The following is a 14,969-nucleotide window of genomic DNA, read 5'->3' as shown; positions in this document are numbered from 1 at the left end:
ATGCGAGCATGAATCACGACCACGACGGGGCCTCCCCCGACTCCCACGCCCGCGGAGCCAGCGCTGTCGCTCCGAAGGAGGGCGGAGGATTCCCGAACCCGGGCCTGCCGCCGCACGTCCATCGACAGGCCGACGAGTCCCCCGCCGCCGCCAAGCGCGCCGAGCGTCTCGTCGCCGGGATGTTCCTGCTGTCCGTGCTGGGCACCGCGATCTTCATCGCCGCGTATTTCGTGGTGACCCCGACCGGCACGAACCTCTTCGCCGCGCAGGCGAGCCCGGAGGCGCTGTGGTGGTCGAACCTGATCACCGGGCTCGGCCTCGCGATCGCCGTGTTCTTCATCGGCGCCGCGGCTGTGCACTGGGCCAAGACCCTGATGCCCGATGAGGAGATGGTCGAGGAGCGCCACGCGATCCGCGGATCCGAGGAGACCCGCGAGGTCGCCGCCGGAATCATCACCGACGGGCTGAACGAATCCGGCATCGGGCGTCGCCCGGTCATCGTCACCGCCATGGTCGCCGCCATGGCCGCTCTGCCGGTCGCGGTCCTCGCTCCGCTGTCCACCCTCGGCCCGCTGCCGGGGAACAAGCTCCACCACACCTTCTGGGGCGAGCACCCGGGCCAGCGCCTGGCCCGTGACCACGACGGCACGCCGATCCGGCTGGCCGACGTCGCGATGAACTCGATCTTCCACGTCATGCCTGAGGGCCTGACGGAGGAGACGCCCGATTTCCTCGAGGAGCGCGCGAAGGCGGCCGCCGTCATCGTGCGCATCGACCCGAAGCTCGCCCAGAACGAGGAGAGCATGAAGAACGGGGTCGAGGGCATCCTGGCCTTCTCGAAGATCTGCACCCACGTGGGCTGCCCCGTCGCGCTGTACGAGCAGCAGACGCACCACATGCTGTGCCCGTGCCATCAGTCCACCTTCGACGTCACCGACGGCGCCAAGGTGATCTTCGGCCCCGCGCACCGCCCGCTGCCCCAGCTCCCGATCGAGGTCGACGACGAGGGCTACCTGGTGGCCAGCGGCGACTTCCCCGAGCCGATCGGTCCCAGCTTCTGGGACATCCACAAGGACAAGTGATCACGTGACGACCACGACTCCCACTCCCCAGAAGCAGACCTCCGACTTCGATCCCGACGGCCGTGCGTACAAGCTCGGCGCGATCGGTGCGGACTGGCTCGACCAGCGCGTCGCCGGGGGCGGCTTCGTCCGCTTCATCGCGCGCAAGATCTTCCCGGACCACTGGTCGTTCATGTTCGGCGAGGTGGCGCTGTACAGCTTCGTCATCCTGCTGATCTCGGGAACGTTCCTGACCATGTTCTTCGACCCCTCCATGGAGGAGGTCACGTACGCCGGTCCGTACGAGGCGCTGCAGGGCGCGCACATGTCCCGCGCGTTCGAGTCGACCATGGAGATCTCGTTCGAGGTCCGCGGGGGCCTGCTGTTCCGCCAGATGCACCACTGGGCTGCACTGGTGTTCATGGTCGCGATCTTCGTGCACATGTTCCGCGTGTTCTTCACCGGTGCCTTCCGCAAGCCCCGCGAGCTGAACTGGGTCGTCGGGTTCCTGCTGATGGTCCTCGGCATGGCCGCCGGCTTCTCCGGCTACTCCCTGCCGGACGACGTGCTCTCGGGCAACGGTCTGCGCGTGGTCGATGGGCTCATGAAGGGCATCCCTGTCATCGGCACGTATCTCTCGATGCTGCTGTTCGGCGGAGAGTTCCCCGGAACCGACATCATCCCGCGCCTGTTCACGATCCACATCCTGCTCATCCCGGCGATGATCCTGGGACTGATCGCGATCCATATGGTGCTGCTGGTGCTGCACAAGCACACCCAGTACCCCGGGCCCGGCCGCACCGAGCGCAATGTCGTCGGGTTCCCGGTGTTCCCGGTCTACGCCGCGAAGGCCGGCGGCTTCTTCTTCCTGGTCTTCGGCATCATCACGCTGATCTCGGCCACCACCGCCATCAACGCCATCTGGGTCTACGGGCCGTACGACCCCTCCCCCGTCTCCGCGGGTTCCCAGCCCGACTGGTACATGCTGTGGACCGACGGCGGCCTGCGCCTGATCCCCGGGTGGGAGTTCACGATCTTCGGGTATGCGGTGTCGCTGAACATCCTTATCCCGATGGTGGTCTACGGGCTGCTGCTGGCCGTTCTGATGCTGTACCCCTTCATCGAGAACTGGGTCACCGGCGATGACCGCGAGCACCACCTCAATGACCTCCCGTACAACGCGCCGGTGCGCACGGGGCTCGGAGTCGCGTGGATCAGCGTCTATCTGATCCTGGCGCTGGCGGCGACGAACGACCTCATCGCCTTCGCACTGCAACTGTCGATCAACGACCTCACCTGGGCGTTCCGGATCGCCATCTTCGTCGCGCCCTTCCTGTGCTTCTTCATCACCAAGAGGCTGTGCCTCTCGCTCCAGCGACAGAAGCGTGAGCTGGCTCTGCACGGCCGCGAGACCTCTCGGGTGGTGCGCACCGAGGGCGGCGAGATGCTGGAGATCCACGAGCCGCTCAGCGAGTACGACCGCTGGGTCCTCGTCCAGCACGACGACTATCGGCCGCTCAAGGCCGGCAAGGGTGTCTCCTCGCTCCGGGCCAAGGCGACGAGCTTCTTCTTCAAGGATCAGATCGAGCCGGTCACCCCGGCCGAGCTGCGTGAGGCCCTCGAGCACTCGCACCATGAGAAGCACAAGATCGACGAGGCCACCGGCGGCGACTACCGCACGCCGGCAGAGAAGCAGCATCACGCAGGATGATCCGCTGACGCCTCGCTGAGCATCATGAAGGGCCCCGGGAACGTTTCCCGGGGCCCTTCATGATGCTGCCGGCAGGTGTCGGCACAGCTATATGGTCCGGAGGCGGAGAGCCCGTTCGGAGGGCTCGGGCGCCGCGCACCCCGCGGGCTCTTCGCCGAGGACCGGGTCACGAGCCGCCGGATCCTACTCGAGAATCGGGCTGCGTGGAGCCGCGCGACGGTTCCCCCGGCCGGAGGTGGCGTTGACGAGATAGCGAGCACCGGTCAGGCTGAGCCGCCGCTCCGCGCGGCACAAGGACCGCATCGCCCGGAACTGCTGGGCCGACGGGTCGATACCGTCCTTGGCGAGCACCTCCGATGCCCAGGCGACCGCTCGCTCGAGGGCACCCTCGTCCGCGAAGATGCCGCGGACTTCGCGCTCGGCGCGGCCGACAAGATCTGCTCCATCGCCGATCATCATGAACGCCTCCTGGTCCGTCGTCGGTGCCGGTGCTCGGGCGCTGAGCTCGGTGCAACGGCTCGTGTCGACACGCTAGCACCCGCAGCGTCTCACGCCCCAGGAACCGGGCCGGTCCATACAGCGCAATACCGCTGTCCGTTGCGCTACAGCGTTATAGTGCTGGTCAACGGTACTGCGTGAGTTGTCCGCCTGCGAAGCCAGAACCGGTCGCTCCTCCTGGCTCCGCCCACGGAGCGTCCCGAGGGCGGCGGTGCGGCCCGCGGGACGCGGGAGGGCTCGTGGGCCTCGCGGGAGCCGTGGAGGCCCTGGGGCTCGCGGGTTCGGGGAGGTGTGGGGATCCCGTTCGCAGTGCCGCCACTGCGCCGCATCCGGCTACGAGAGCTCAGCGATCGCGACATTGCATGCTGAAGGCCCCGCATCGAACGGATCGATGCGGGGCCTTCGCGGCACCCTTCCCCGGTCAGGGCGAAGGGCGACATCTCGGCAGGAGGGTCGGTAGACCTCAGTGCGCGTGCTGGCCCACGGAGTATTCCAGCACCCAGCTCAGCACGCCGTAGATGCCGAAGAGGACGCCGAAGGCGAAGATCCACCAGCCGGCGGCCACGCCGAGGAAGCACAGGCCTCCACCGATCGCGGCCCACAGCGGCGCCCAGCTGTACGGCGAGAAGCTGCCCTGGACGCCGGGCTCCTCGGCCACCTCACCATCCAGGTCGTCCGAGGCTCCGAGGCTGTGCTTGCGCCCGGTCAGGGACGCGAACATCGCGATCATGAAGGAGAGCCCGGCCGCGGCCAGCAGGGCGGGGAACCCGGCGGTCTCGACACCCCATCGCTGGAAGGCACCCGTCAGGAAGCCGTAGGCGATGGCGGAGAGCAGGATGAAGACACCCAGGATCCAGAAGATTTGTGCTACGGCTCGCATGTCAGTTCGTCCTCGGGTTCTCGGCGGGCTCCTGGTCCGTCATGTGGTCCTGGATTCCGACCTCCGGATGATGGAGATCGAAGGCCGGACGCTCGGACCGGATGCGGGGCAGGGACTCGAAGTTGTGCCGGGGCGGCGGGCAGGACGTCGCCCACTCGAGCGACGCTCCGAAGCCCCACGGGTCGTCGACCAGGATCTTCTCGTCACGGATACGGGTGAGGACCACGTTCAGCAGGAAGGGCAGCGTCGAGATGCCCATGATGAAGGCACCGACCGTGGAGACCTGGTTCAGCCAGCCGAAGTTGTCCTCGGCCAGGTAGTTCACGTACCGCCGGGGAGCGCCCTCGACGCCCAGCCAGTGCTGGACCAGGAACGTGAGGTGGAAGCCGATGGTGATGAGCCAGAAGTGGATCTTGCCCAGTCCCTCATCGAGCTTGTAGCCCGTCATCTTCGGCCACCAGAAGTAGAACCCGGCGAACATCTCGAACACCACGGTCCCGGCCATCACGTAGTGGAAGTGAGCGACCACGAAGTACGTGTCGGAGAGGTGGAAGTCCAGGACCGGCGAGGACAGGATGATGCCCGTCAGGCCGCCGAAGATGAAGGTGGTGAGGAACCCGAGGGTGAACAGCATCGGGGTCTCGAAGGTGAGCGATCCCCTCCACATCGTGCCGATCCAGTTGAAGAACTTCACGCCCGTCGGCACGGCGATCAGCATCGTCATGAAGGCGAAGAAGTCCAGCATCACCGCGCCGGTGGTGTACATGTGGTGCGCCCACACGGTGACCGAGAGAGCGGCGATGGCGATCGTGGCGCCCACCAGGGTCTTGTACCCGAAGATCGGCTTGCGCGAGAACGCCGGGATGATCTCGGAGGCGATACCGAAGAAGGGCAGCGCGAGCACGTAGACCTCGGGGTGGCCGAAGAACCAGAACAGGTGCTGCCAGAGGATCGGGCCGCCGTTCGCGGCGTCGAAGATCTGCGCATCGAAACGGCGATCCGCGCCCAGAGCCAGCAGTGCCGAAGCCAGCGGCGGGAAGGCCATCAGCACCAGAACCGCGGTGATCAGCGTGTTCCAGGTGAAGATCGGCATCCGGAACATCGTCATACCGGGCATGCGCATGCACAGGATCGTGGTGATGAAGTTGACCGAGCCGAGAATCGTCCCGAAGCCCTGCAAGGCCAGGCCGAAGACCCACAGATCACCACCCAGGCCGGGGGTGAACGTGGTGTCCGACAGCGGTGCGTAGGCGAACCAGCCGAAGGACGCCGCGCCCTGCGGGGTGAGGAAGCCGGCGACGACGATGAGCGAGCCGAACAGCGTGACCCAGAAGGCGAACATGTTCAGGCGCGGGAACGCCATGTCCACCGCACCGATCTGCAGCGGCATCAGATAGTTGGCGAAGCCGTTGAACAGCGGCGTGCCGAACATCAGCAGCATCAGCGTGCCGTGCATGGTGAACAGCTGGTTGTACTGGTCCTTGGAGACCACCACCTGCAGACCGGGCTCCCACAGCTCGGTACGCATCATCAGCGCGAGGATGCCCGCGAATCCGAAGAAGGCGAAGCCCATTCCGAGGTACATCATGCCGATCAGCTTGTGATCGGTCGTGGTCAGCAGATTGAACATCCGCTTGCCGAGGCTGGTGGAACCCACCGGCTCGAACCGCTCCGGAGCAGTCGTCTGCGGGCTGCTCACCGGGGTCTGCGCGCTCACTGCTCGGCCTCCTGGTCTTCACGCGGTGCGGGATAGATGTCGTCGTTCTCGTCCCGCATGCTCCATTCCTTCTGATTGCGGTTCAGGTCCACGCCCAGCTCCCCGGTGTTGCCCTGCTCGCGCAGTTCCTGCATGTGAGCGTCGTACTCCTCCTGGGAGACGACCTTCACGTTGAAGAGCATGTCGGAGTGGTACTCGCCGCACAGCTCCGCGCATTTGCCGAAGTAGGTGCCCTCGCGCGTCGGCGTCACCTGGAAGACGTTGGTGAAGCCGGGCAGCGTGTCCTTCTTGTACAGGAAGTCGACGACCCAGAAGGAGTGCGCGACATCGCGCGAGTCCAGACGGAACTCCACGGTGCGATCGACCGGCAGGTACAGCACGGGCAGCGTCTCGGCCGCGCCCAGCTCACCGGTGGCGAAGGACTGCACGCCGGCGGGCTCGTGCACGTCCTCCTCGAGGTAGCTGAAGTCCCAGCTCCACTGCTTGGCCACGACGTGGACGGTGACGTCCGGGTTCTCCTCGAGGTGCTCGATCTCCCGGATGTCCCGCGAGGTGAAGTAGAAGAACGTGAGCACCATGACCACCGGGAGCAGGGTGAACATCATCTCCAGCGGCACGTGGTAGCGCAGCTGGATCGGGTAGCCCGTCTCGTTCTTGCGACGACGGTAGGCGATGGCGCACCAGATGGTCAGACCCCACACGATGAGGCCGACGGCCACCAGCACGACCCAGGAACCGACCCACAGGTCCGTGATCCGGCCGGTCTGGTTGGTGACCTCGCCGTCGGAGTAGCCGGGCAAGAAGCCGCGCAGCTGCTCGTCCGTGCAGCCGGAGAGGACCAGGGTGGCCAGGGCGAGGCCTGCCGCGGCCACGCGGCGTCCGCGCCGTGAGCGCTGGGGGACCTGGGGGATCACAGGGAATGACCTTCCGCTCGTCGTCTCCGTGTCTCGGGGGCCGGTCCGCGCGATGCGCGAGCCAGGTTCCGGACTGCGGAGCTGGTACTGGTGTGGGCGGGGACCTGCCCACGGTGCCGCGCCCGCTCCGGAGAGCGGGCAGTGCCGCGCTCAGGCCCGGCACATAACGGCACGTCGTCATCATACGGCTTTCGCGGGGTGCGTTGCTCACCGGCACGCGCCGTCGGCGGGCCGTCATCGCCCTGTGATGCGCAGACGGCCGTGCTGAGACCAAAAACGGGCCCGACCAGGTGACGAGATCGTCACCGGGCCGGGCCCGATCATGCTGTGCGCCGAGCGCCGCGACCCCCTGCTGAGGGTGGTCGCGAGAGCGGATCAGCCGAAGGAGTCGCCGCACGCGCAAGAGCTCTGCGCGTTGGGGTTGTCGATCGTGAAGCCCTGCTTCTCGATCGTGTCGGCGAAGTCGATCACCGCACCGGTGAGGTACGGGGAGCTCATCTTGTCGACGATGACCTCCACGCCCTCGAAGTCGGCGACCAGGTCGTCGTCCATCAGGCGCTCGTCGAAGTAGAGCTGGTAGATCAGGCCGGAGCAGCCTCCGGGCTGCACGGCGATACGCAGGCGCAGGTCGTCGCGGCCCTCCTGCTCCAGCAGGGTCGAGACCTTCTCCGCCGCACCGGACGTGAGGGTGACGCCGTGCGTCGCGGCGGGGCGCTCGGTGGTCGTGGTCATGAGGTCCTCCTCGATGCTCGTGTGGTCCCAGGGTACGCCTCGCCGGCGCGGAAGGGGACCGCCCGCTGCGGGCGATCCCGCTCACCCCGCGTGTCGCCGGTGGACTCGCGGCATCCGCCTCCCCGCGAGACCGACGTGCCCGTGTCCTCGGGACGCCGTGACCCGCTGCGCGAGAAGCCGTCCGAGCACGCCGTCACAGCACCCCGCGGAAGACGGCCAGCAGAAGCAGGATCACGTAGCCGACCGCGACGCCGCCGATCGCGGAGGCGGCCGCCTCGCGGCTGTGACCGGCCAGCACCATCCACAGCGCGCCCAGGGCGACGGCGAGGACGGCGAGGATCCCCCACCACAGGAAGAAGTATCCCGCGAAGAAGCCGATCATCAGCCCCGCGAACAGCAGCGGGATGGCCAGTGGCGAGACGGTGGTCCGGCCCTGGCCCGGCTGCTGCTGGGGTCGGCGGTCGGAGCCGTTCATGCGTCGTCGCCGCGGAGGGAACCGGCGCCGCGCAGCAGCAGCGCTTCGGCGAGGCACACCCGGGCGAACTCGTCCAGGTGCAGGGACTCGTCGATGCCATGGGCTCGCGATTCGGGATCCTCGACACCGGTGACCAGGACGTCGGCCTGCGGGAACACCTCGAGGAGGTCGGCGATGAACGGAATGGAGCCGCCGAGTCCGGTGTCCACCGCCTCCGTCCCCCAGGCGTCCGCGAGCGCGCCGCGGGCAAGTCTCATCGCCGGAGAGTCCTGGCGGGCGCTGTACGGCTTGCCCGTCTCACCGCGATGGACCCTGACCTCGGCCGTGGCCGGGGTATGCCGCTCCAGGTGCGAGACCAGCGCCTCCATCGCCGAATCCGGGTCCTCGCCCGGGGGGATGCGCAGGGACAGCTTCGCGCGGGAGACCGGGACCAGCGTGTTCGAGGCCTCCCGGACAGGAGGCGCGTCGATCCCGATGACGGAGAGCGCGGGGCGGGTCCAGAGCCGTGCACTGAGCGGACCTGTGCCCGCGAGCTCCAGGCCCTGCGGGACGCCGGCGTCACGACGATAATCCGCCTCGTCCGTCTCGACCACGGGATCCGGCCCTCGCACGAGTCCGTCGACGGCGACCTCGCCGGTCTCGTCGTGCAGGGTCGCCAGGAGCCTCGAGAGCTGGGCGAGGGAGTCCAGGACGGGTCCTCCGAACAGGCCGGAGTGCACTGCATGCTCGAGCGTGCGCACCTCCACGACCACATCCACCAGGCCGCGCAGGCTGGTAGTCAGCGCTGGGGTGCCCACGGCCCAGTTGGCCGAGTCGGCGACGATGATGACGTCGGCCGCGAGCGCCTCACGGTGCGCTTCGATGAACGGGCGGAAGGTCGGGGATCCCGCCTCCTCCTCGCCCTCGACGAAGACGGTGGCCCCGATGCCATCGGCCGCCAGCTCCTCCCCCACCAGCCGCAGTGCCGTCACATGGGCCATCACGCCGGCCTTGTCGTCGGCGGCGCCGCGGCCGTAGAGCCGGCGCCCCCGCTGGACCGGCTCGAACGGCGGGCTGCTCCAGTCGGCGGGATCGCCGGTGGGCTGGACATCGTGGTGGGCGTACAGCAGCACGGTCGGGCGTCCCTCGGCCGCCGGGGTGCGGCCGATGACTGCGGGAGCCCCGTCGGCGACCGATTCGATCGTGACGTCGGCCATCCCGGCGCCCCTGAGCAGCTCGGCGACCGCTTCCGCGCTGCGCCGCACCGGTTCCCGGTCGTATCCGTCGAAGGCGACCGACGGGATGCGCACCAGGGCCTCGAGGTCCGCGATCGCCGCCGGCAGCAGTGGCTCGAGCCGCTCACGCAGCGCGTCGACCGACGTGGCATCGCCGGTCACGGCAGGGTTCTGGGAAGGTTCGTTCGAGCTCGTCATGCTCGCCACGGTACCGCTGACACGGGTCGAGCCGCGGCGGCCGGGCCGGGCCCCTGCGCGGCGCGCACCGGGTAATCCCAGGTGGGTTCGCCTAGAATGCCCCGGTGATATTCCGCAAGTCCGAGACTCCCGAGCCCCCCGAACCGGTGCAGACCACCCGCCCCGGATCGAAGGGGCGGCCCACCCGTACCCGCAAAGAGGCCGAAGCCGCCCGCCGGCGTCCGCTCGTGGTCGATGACCGCAAGGAAGCCCGTCGGCGCGATCGGGAGCGCGCCCGGGTGCAGCGCGCGGAAGCGCAGCAGGCGCTGATGACGGGCGATGAGAAGAAGATGCCGCTCCAGCATCGCGGCCCCGAGCGCCGCCTGGTGCGGGACCTCGTGGACTCGCGCCGCAATATCGCCGAGTACTTCTTCCCCGTCGCACTGATCTTCATGCTGGTCGCGCTGATCATGCCCTTGATCCGACCGGATCTGTACATGCTGATGAGCACGGGGATGATCGTCGTGCTGTGGGGCGGCATCGCTCTGTGCGTGATCGATTCGTTCATGCTGCGCCGCCGTCTGCGCCGACGCCTGTCCGAGGAGTACGGCGAGGTCGGCAGTGGACTGGTGGGCTACGGCATCATGCGAGCGATCCAGATCCGTCGCTTCCGGCTCCCCCGCGCTCAGGTCAAGCACGGCGAGTCGCCTCGCTGAGAGCGGCGCGACTGTACGGCGCGGCACGGCCACGAGGTCGTCTCCGCAGCTGAGAGGCCGGCCCGCTCCCGGTACAGCACCTTCTCCTCACAGACTGAACGGCCCGTGCATCGAGCACGGGCCGTTCATTCTGTGAGGGAGTCCTGTCCTTCGGACGGCCTGTCCTCACGGGCGGCTGGTCCTGCGGACGTTCAGCTGTCGTCGGGCTCCGCGGTTGCGGCCTTCTCGCTGCGCGAGGCGGGCTTGGTGTCCACACCGGCCTCCTTGCGCTGCTGCGCCGTGATGGGAGCGGGGGCGGCGGTCAGCGGGTCGTAGCCGTTGCCGGTCTTGGGGAAGGCGATAACCTCGCGGATGGACTCCTCGCCGGCGAGCAGGGCGACGATGCGGTCCCAGCCGAAGGCGATGCCGCCGTGCGGCGGCGCGCCGAACTGGAAGGCGTCCAGCAGGAAGCCGAACTTCTCGCGTGCGTCCTCCTCGCCGATGCCCATGACCTCGAACACGCGCTCCTGCACGGACTGGTCGTGGATACGGATGGAGCCGCCGCCGATCTCGTTGCCGTTGCACACGATGTCGTAGGCGTAGGCCAGGGCAGAGCCCGGATCGGTGTCGAAGGTGTCCAGGAACTCGGGCTTGGGCGAGGTGAAGGCGTGGTGCACGGCCGTCCACGACCCTCCACCGACGGTCGCGTCACCGGCCGCGCGGGCGTCCGCGGCGGGCTCGAACATCGGCGCGTCCACGACCCACACGAACGAGAAGGCGTCGTGGTCGATCAGGTCCAGGCGCTCGGCGATCTCCTGGCGTGCGGCGCCGAGCAGTGCGCGCGCGGACTTCGGCTCGCCGGCGGCGAAGAAGATGCAGTCCCCGGTGCTCGCCCCGGTGGCCTCCAGCAGGCCCTCCTTCTCCGTCTCGGAGATGTTCTTGGAGACGGGCCCGGTCAGGGTGCCGTCCTCCTGGACCAGGACGTAGGCCAGTCCCTTGTGGCCGCGCTGCTTGGCCCACTCCTGCCAGGCGTCGAGCTGCCGGCGCGGCTGGGACGCGCCTCCGGCCATGACCACGGCGCCGACGTACGGGGCCTGGAAGACCCGGAAGGGAGTCTCGGCGAAGTACTCGGTCATCTCGACCAGTTCGAGGTCGAAGCGCAGGTCGGGCTTGTCGGACCCGTAACGGCTCATCGACTCGGCGTAGGTGATGCGCGGGAACGGCGCGGAGATCTCGTGCCCACCCGTCCTCCACACCGCGGTGAGGATCTCCTCGGCCAGGGCGATCACGTCCTCCTGGTCGACGAAGCTCATCTCGACGTCGAGCTGGGTGAACTCGGGCTGGCGGTCCGCCCGGAAGTCCTCGTCGCGGTAGCAGCGGGCGAGCTGGAAGTACTTCTCCACGCCGCCGACCATCAGCAGTTGCTTGAACAGCTGCGGCGACTGCGGCAGCGCATACCAGGAGCCGGGCGCGAGCCGTGCCGGGACCAGGAAGTCGCGGGCTCCCTCGGGAGTCGAGCGCGTCAGCGTCGGCGTCTCCACCTCGAGGAAGTCCTGACCCAGAAGCGTCTCGCGCGCGGCGCGGTTGACGTCGGAGCGCAGACGCAGCGTCCGGGCCGGTCCCTGCCGGCGCAGATCGAGGTAGCGGTAGCGCAGGCGCGTCTCCTCACCGACCTCGGAGTGCTCATCGAGCTGGAAGGGAAGCGGCGCCGAGGAGCTGAGCACCTCGACCTCGGAGGCGGTCACCTCGATGTCGCCCGTGGGCAGCTGCGGGTTCTCGTTGCCCTCGGGACGGCGATCGACCGTCCCGACGACCTTGAGCACGTACTCGACGCGCAGATGCATCGCCTCGTCCTCGCGGACGACGACCTGGGCGACACCGCTGGCATCGCGCAGATCCAGGAACGTCACGCCGCCGTGATCGCGACGGCGGCCGATCCAGCCGGTGAGGGTGACGGTCTGTCCGATGTGCTCCGAGCGGAGTTCGCCGGCGGAGTGGGTGCGCAGCACGAGGTGTCCTTCACGATGGGGTCGACGGGGTCCGCACGCCTGGGGGCGTGGACTCACCAGCGTACCGCGCAGGGTGAGCGATCTCGCCCATGGCCCCCTGTCGTTCCGAGCCCGGCGCCCGTAGACTGAACGTTGTCCGACCTGCGGTATTGCGGGTCCATCCCGCCCGCCTTCGCACGAGCCTCGAGCGCGCTTCGCACGAGCCTCGCCCAGTGATCTGTCAGGGCACCCAGCCCTGCCATCTGTCAGGGATCCCACGCCCTGCGATCTGTGAGGGCACCATCTTCACCCCACCGCCGAAGGATGCAATGACTGACGCCGCCCCTGCCCCTGATCCTGCCGAGTCCACCGAAGCCGCCGTCTCCTCCGAAACCGGCCTCCCCGCAGACTCCGCGGTCACCGCCGCCCAGGATTCCGACACTTCCGTCCCCACCGCAGAGGCGGCCGCCCCGGCTGCTCCCGCCGAGTCGGCCGAGCCGGCCGAGCCCAGCTTCGACGACATCGACCTGCCCGGCCCGCTGCGCCGCGCGGTCGACGACCTCGGCTTCACCAGCCCGTCAGCCATCCAGTCGCGCGCCATCCCGCCGCTGCTGGAGGGCCGCGACATCATCGGCGTCGCCCAGACCGGCACCGGCAAGACCGCGGCCTTCGGCCTCCCGCTGCTGGCCGCGATCGATCCCGAGCTGCGCGAGGTCCAGGGCCTCGTGCTCGCTCCCACCCGTGAGCTGGCCATGCAGGTCGCCGACGCGATCTCCTCCTTCGCCACCGCCATCGGCGGTCTGGACGTGGTCGCCGTCTACGGTGGCTCGCCCTACAGCCCTCAGGAGCGCGCTCTGCGCCGCGGTGCGCAGGTCGTCGTCGGTACCCCCGGCCGAGTCATGGACCACATGCGGCGCAACACGCTGCGGCTGGAGACCATCCGTTTCGCCGTGCTGGACGAGGCCGACGAGATGCTGCGCATGGGCTTCGCGGAGGACGTCGAGGAGATCCTCTCCCACTCCCCCGCCAGCCGGCAGCTCGCCCTGTTCTCGGCGACCATGCCGTCGGCCATCCAGCGCGTCGCCCAGAACCACATGAAGGACCCGGTCCGCGTCAGCGTGAGCCCGCAGTCCTCCACGGTCAAGAGCGTTCGTCAGACCTACGCCGTGGTCCCGTTCAAGCACCGCACCGGCGCCCTGGCCAGGGTGCTCGCGACCTCCGACGCCGAAGCGGCCATCGTCTTCGTGCGCACCCGCGCCGCCGCGGAGGAGGTGGGCACGGCCCTCGTCTCGCGAGGGGTGATCGCCGCCTCCATCAGCGGTGACGTGCCCCAGAAGGAGCGCGAGAAGATCGTCGAGCGGCTGCGCGAGGGCTCCCTGCAGGTCCTGGTCGCGACCGACGTCGCCGCCCGCGGCCTGGATGTCGAGCGCATCGGCCTGGTCGTCAACTTCGACGTCCCGCGCGAGCCGGAGGCCTACGTCCACCGCATCGGCCGCACCGGCCGTGCGGGTCGTTCCGGCGAGGCTCTGACCCTGATCGGTCCCCATGAGCGTCGCGCGCTGAAGAACATCGAGCGCGCCACCAAGCAGACCCTCGAGGAAGCCGTGATCCCGTCGCCGCGCGACGTGTCCCGTCACCGCCTGGCCTCGCTGCTGACCAAGGTGCCCGAGCGCATCGAGCGCGGACGGCTCGCGCTGTACCGCGAGCTGATCGGCGACTACGTCGCCGAGAACGACATCGACCCGCTGGAGCTCGCTGCCGTGCTGGGCGCCATGACCGTCGGCGACGACGGGCCCGGAGCCACCACGGAGGACGAGGAGTTCACCTCCGCGACGCTCTCCGGCGGTGACGACCGTTCCCGCGGTGACCGCGGCGACCGCGGACCCCGTGGTGAGGGCGGTGCCCACACCGAGAAGGGATACACCTCCTACCGGATCGGCGTGGGCCACACCCACGGCGCCCGGCCGCCGGCCATCGTCGGCGCCATCACCGGCGAGGGCGGCCTCAACGGCAAGGACGTCGGCAAGATCCAGATCTTCGGCACGTTCGCCCTGGTGCAGATCCGCGGTTCGCTGGACGATGCGCAGATGGCCCGCATCAGCAAGGCCCGCGTCGGCGGACGATCCCTGCGGATCGCCCCGGACAACGGCCCCCGCTCCTCCAAGGGCGGCCACGGCGGCGATAGGGGCGGACGTCACGACAACGCCGGCCCGCGGCGCCGCCACGACGACCGCCCGCGGCGCGAGGACGCCGGTCGGCACGACGCGAAGCGCACGAGCTACCGCCGCCCCACGGACGGCTGATCGACCGGCCTCGCCCCTGCGAGAAGGCCCCGCCTCCGAGTGATCGGAGACGGGGCCTTCTGCGGTTGCGGGGTCTGCGGTGAGCGATGCCTGGGAACGTCCCAGCTGTGTCGGCCGGTCAGCTGTGCCGACCAGCCGGCTCACGGCCGGTGGGTGCCGACGGCGATACGTGTGCCGTCGGCCCGCAGCCGCACCTCATGGCGATCAGCTCTGCTGTTCCTGGGCCTCCGCATAGGCCTTGCGGACCTCGTCCATGTCCAGGTTCTTGACCTGGCCGATGAGGTCCTCCAGAGCGGACTGCGGCAGGGCGCCGGCCTGCGAGAACACCGGGATGCCCTCGCGGTAGGCGACCAGGGTCGGGATCGAGGTGACGCCGTAGCGCATGGCCAGCTGCTGCTGGTCCTCGGTATCGACCTTCGTGAACGTGACGTCCTCATGCTTCTCCGAGGACTCCTCGAAGATGGGGGCGAAACGCTGGCACGGCACGCACCAGCCCGCCCAGAAGTCGATCAGGACGATGCCGTCCTCGACGGTCTTGTCGTGGTTCTCTTCGGTCAGCGTGACGGTAGCCATGCTCGGGCAACGCCTCGGGAGCGCCGATCAT

General features: G+C 68.8%; 13 protein-coding genes. 4 read left to right on the top strand and 9 right to left on the bottom strand.

All coding sequences use genetic code 11. From position 1 onward, the window contains the following. Positions 1–8: 8 nt before the first annotated feature. Entirely contained in the window at positions 9–1,082 is a 1,074-nt protein-coding gene (locus tag ACFQS2_RS11440) for a Rieske 2Fe-2S domain-containing protein (protein WP_377020071.1), read from the top strand. Between the two features lie 4 nt (positions 1,083–1,086). Continuing rightward, entirely contained in the window at positions 1,087–2,772 is a 1,686-nt protein-coding gene (locus ACFQS2_RS11435; protein WP_377020072.1) for a cytochrome bc complex cytochrome b subunit, read from the top strand. Between the two features lie 183 nt (positions 2,773–2,955). Here the strand turns inward: ACFQS2_RS11435 and ACFQS2_RS11430 are convergent, their stop codons facing one another. The 7 genes from ACFQS2_RS11430 to ACFQS2_RS11400 form a co-directional block, all read right to left on the bottom strand. Continuing rightward, on the bottom strand, positions 2,956–3,231 hold the full coding sequence (locus ACFQS2_RS11430; RefSeq protein ID WP_377793853.1) for a hypothetical protein: 276 nt from the start codon (positions 3,229–3,231) through the stop codon (positions 2,956–2,958). Between the two features lie 502 nt (positions 3,232–3,733). After that, positions 3,734–4,150, bottom strand: a complete 417-nt coding sequence (locus ACFQS2_RS11425; RefSeq protein WP_377020074.1) for a cytochrome c oxidase subunit 4 — start codon at positions 4,148–4,150, stop codon at positions 3,734–3,736. A gap of 1 nt (position 4,151) precedes the next feature. Then, positions 4,152–5,807 carry a cytochrome c oxidase subunit I gene (ctaD, locus tag ACFQS2_RS11420; protein ID WP_377794172.1) on the bottom strand — a complete coding sequence of 552 codons (1,656 nt, stop codon included), beginning with the start codon at positions 5,805–5,807 and terminating at the stop codon, positions 4,152–4,154. Between the two features lie 56 nt (positions 5,808–5,863). Then, positions 5,864–6,781: a cytochrome c oxidase subunit II gene (coxB, locus tag ACFQS2_RS11415; RefSeq protein ID WP_377020075.1), complete on the bottom strand. Its 918-nt coding sequence runs from the start codon at positions 6,779–6,781 to the stop codon at positions 5,864–5,866. A 375-nt stretch (positions 6,782–7,156) separates the two neighbouring features. Further along, on the bottom strand, positions 7,157–7,513 hold the full coding sequence (gene erpA / locus ACFQS2_RS11410) for an iron-sulfur cluster insertion protein ErpA (protein ID WP_377020076.1): 357 nt from the start codon (positions 7,511–7,513) through the stop codon (positions 7,157–7,159). A gap of 193 nt (positions 7,514–7,706) precedes the next feature. Continuing rightward, on the bottom strand, positions 7,707–7,988 hold the full coding sequence (locus ACFQS2_RS11405) for a hypothetical protein (protein WP_377793852.1): 282 nt from the start codon (positions 7,986–7,988) through the stop codon (positions 7,707–7,709). Continuing rightward, entirely contained in the window at positions 7,985–9,400 is a 1,416-nt protein-coding gene (locus ACFQS2_RS11400) for a dipeptidase (protein ID WP_377793851.1), read from the bottom strand. Before ACFQS2_RS11400 ends, ACFQS2_RS11405 begins: the two co-directional genes overlap by 4 nt. Before the next feature lie 104 nt (positions 9,401–9,504). On the opposite strand from ACFQS2_RS11400, the gene ACFQS2_RS11395 reads away from it, so the two are divergent. Next, entirely contained in the window at positions 9,505–10,095 is a 591-nt protein-coding gene (locus ACFQS2_RS11395; RefSeq protein ID WP_377020079.1) for a DUF3043 domain-containing protein, read from the top strand. A gap of 191 nt (positions 10,096–10,286) precedes the next feature. Here ACFQS2_RS11395 and aspS read toward each other — a convergent pair whose 3' ends face one another. Next, positions 10,287–12,083 (bottom strand): aspartate--tRNA ligase, encoded by a 1,797-nt coding sequence (gene aspS / locus ACFQS2_RS11390; RefSeq protein WP_377793850.1) that lies wholly within the window; start codon positions 12,081–12,083, stop codon positions 10,287–10,289. 308 nt (positions 12,084–12,391) lie between these two features. Here aspS and ACFQS2_RS11385 point away from each other — a divergent pair, with 308 nt between their 5' ends. Then, entirely contained in the window at positions 12,392–14,365 is a 1,974-nt protein-coding gene (locus ACFQS2_RS11385; protein ID WP_377793849.1) for a DEAD/DEAH box helicase, read from the top strand. 204 nt (positions 14,366–14,569) lie between these two features. On the opposite strand, the gene trxA is transcribed toward ACFQS2_RS11385, so the two are convergent. Continuing rightward, positions 14,570–14,938, bottom strand: coding sequence for a thioredoxin (gene trxA / locus ACFQS2_RS11380; RefSeq protein WP_377020082.1), 369 nt, complete (start codon positions 14,936–14,938; stop codon positions 14,570–14,572). Between the last annotated feature and the right edge of the window lie 31 nt (positions 14,939–14,969).

This window comes from Brachybacterium sp. GCM10030267, from assembly GCF_042666875.1.
Taxonomy (GTDB): domain Bacteria; phylum Actinomycetota; class Actinomycetes; order Actinomycetales; family Dermabacteraceae; genus Brachybacterium.
Note: the sequence above shows the minus strand (reverse complement) of the source record. Positions and strands in the feature narration are given on the sequence as shown.

Coding starts and splice junctions, on each gene's coding strand:
- ACFQS2_RS11440 (WP_377020071.1), top strand. CDS start 9: ATGAATCACGACCACGACGGGGCCTCCCCCGACTCCCACGCCCGCGGA.
- ACFQS2_RS11430 (WP_377793853.1), bottom strand. CDS start 3,231: ATGATGATCGGCGATGGAGCAGATCTTGTCGGCCGCGCCGAGCGCGAA.
- ACFQS2_RS11425 (WP_377020074.1), bottom strand. CDS start 4,150: ATGCGAGCCGTAGCACAAATCTTCTGGATCCTGGGTGTCTTCATCCTG.
- erpA (WP_377020076.1), bottom strand. CDS start 7,513: ATGACCACGACCACCGAGCGCCCCGCCGCGACGCACGGCGTCACCCTC.
- ACFQS2_RS11405 (WP_377793852.1), bottom strand. CDS start 7,988: ATGAACGGCTCCGACCGCCGACCCCAGCAGCAGCCGGGCCAGGGCCGG.
- ACFQS2_RS11400 (WP_377793851.1), bottom strand. CDS start 9,400: ATGACGAGCTCGAACGAACCTTCCCAGAACCCTGCCGTGACCGGCGAT.
- ACFQS2_RS11385 (WP_377793849.1), top strand. CDS start 12,392: ATGACTGACGCCGCCCCTGCCCCTGATCCTGCCGAGTCCACCGAAGCC.
- trxA (WP_377020082.1), bottom strand. CDS start 14,938: ATGGCTACCGTCACGCTGACCGAAGAGAACCACGACAAGACCGTCGAG.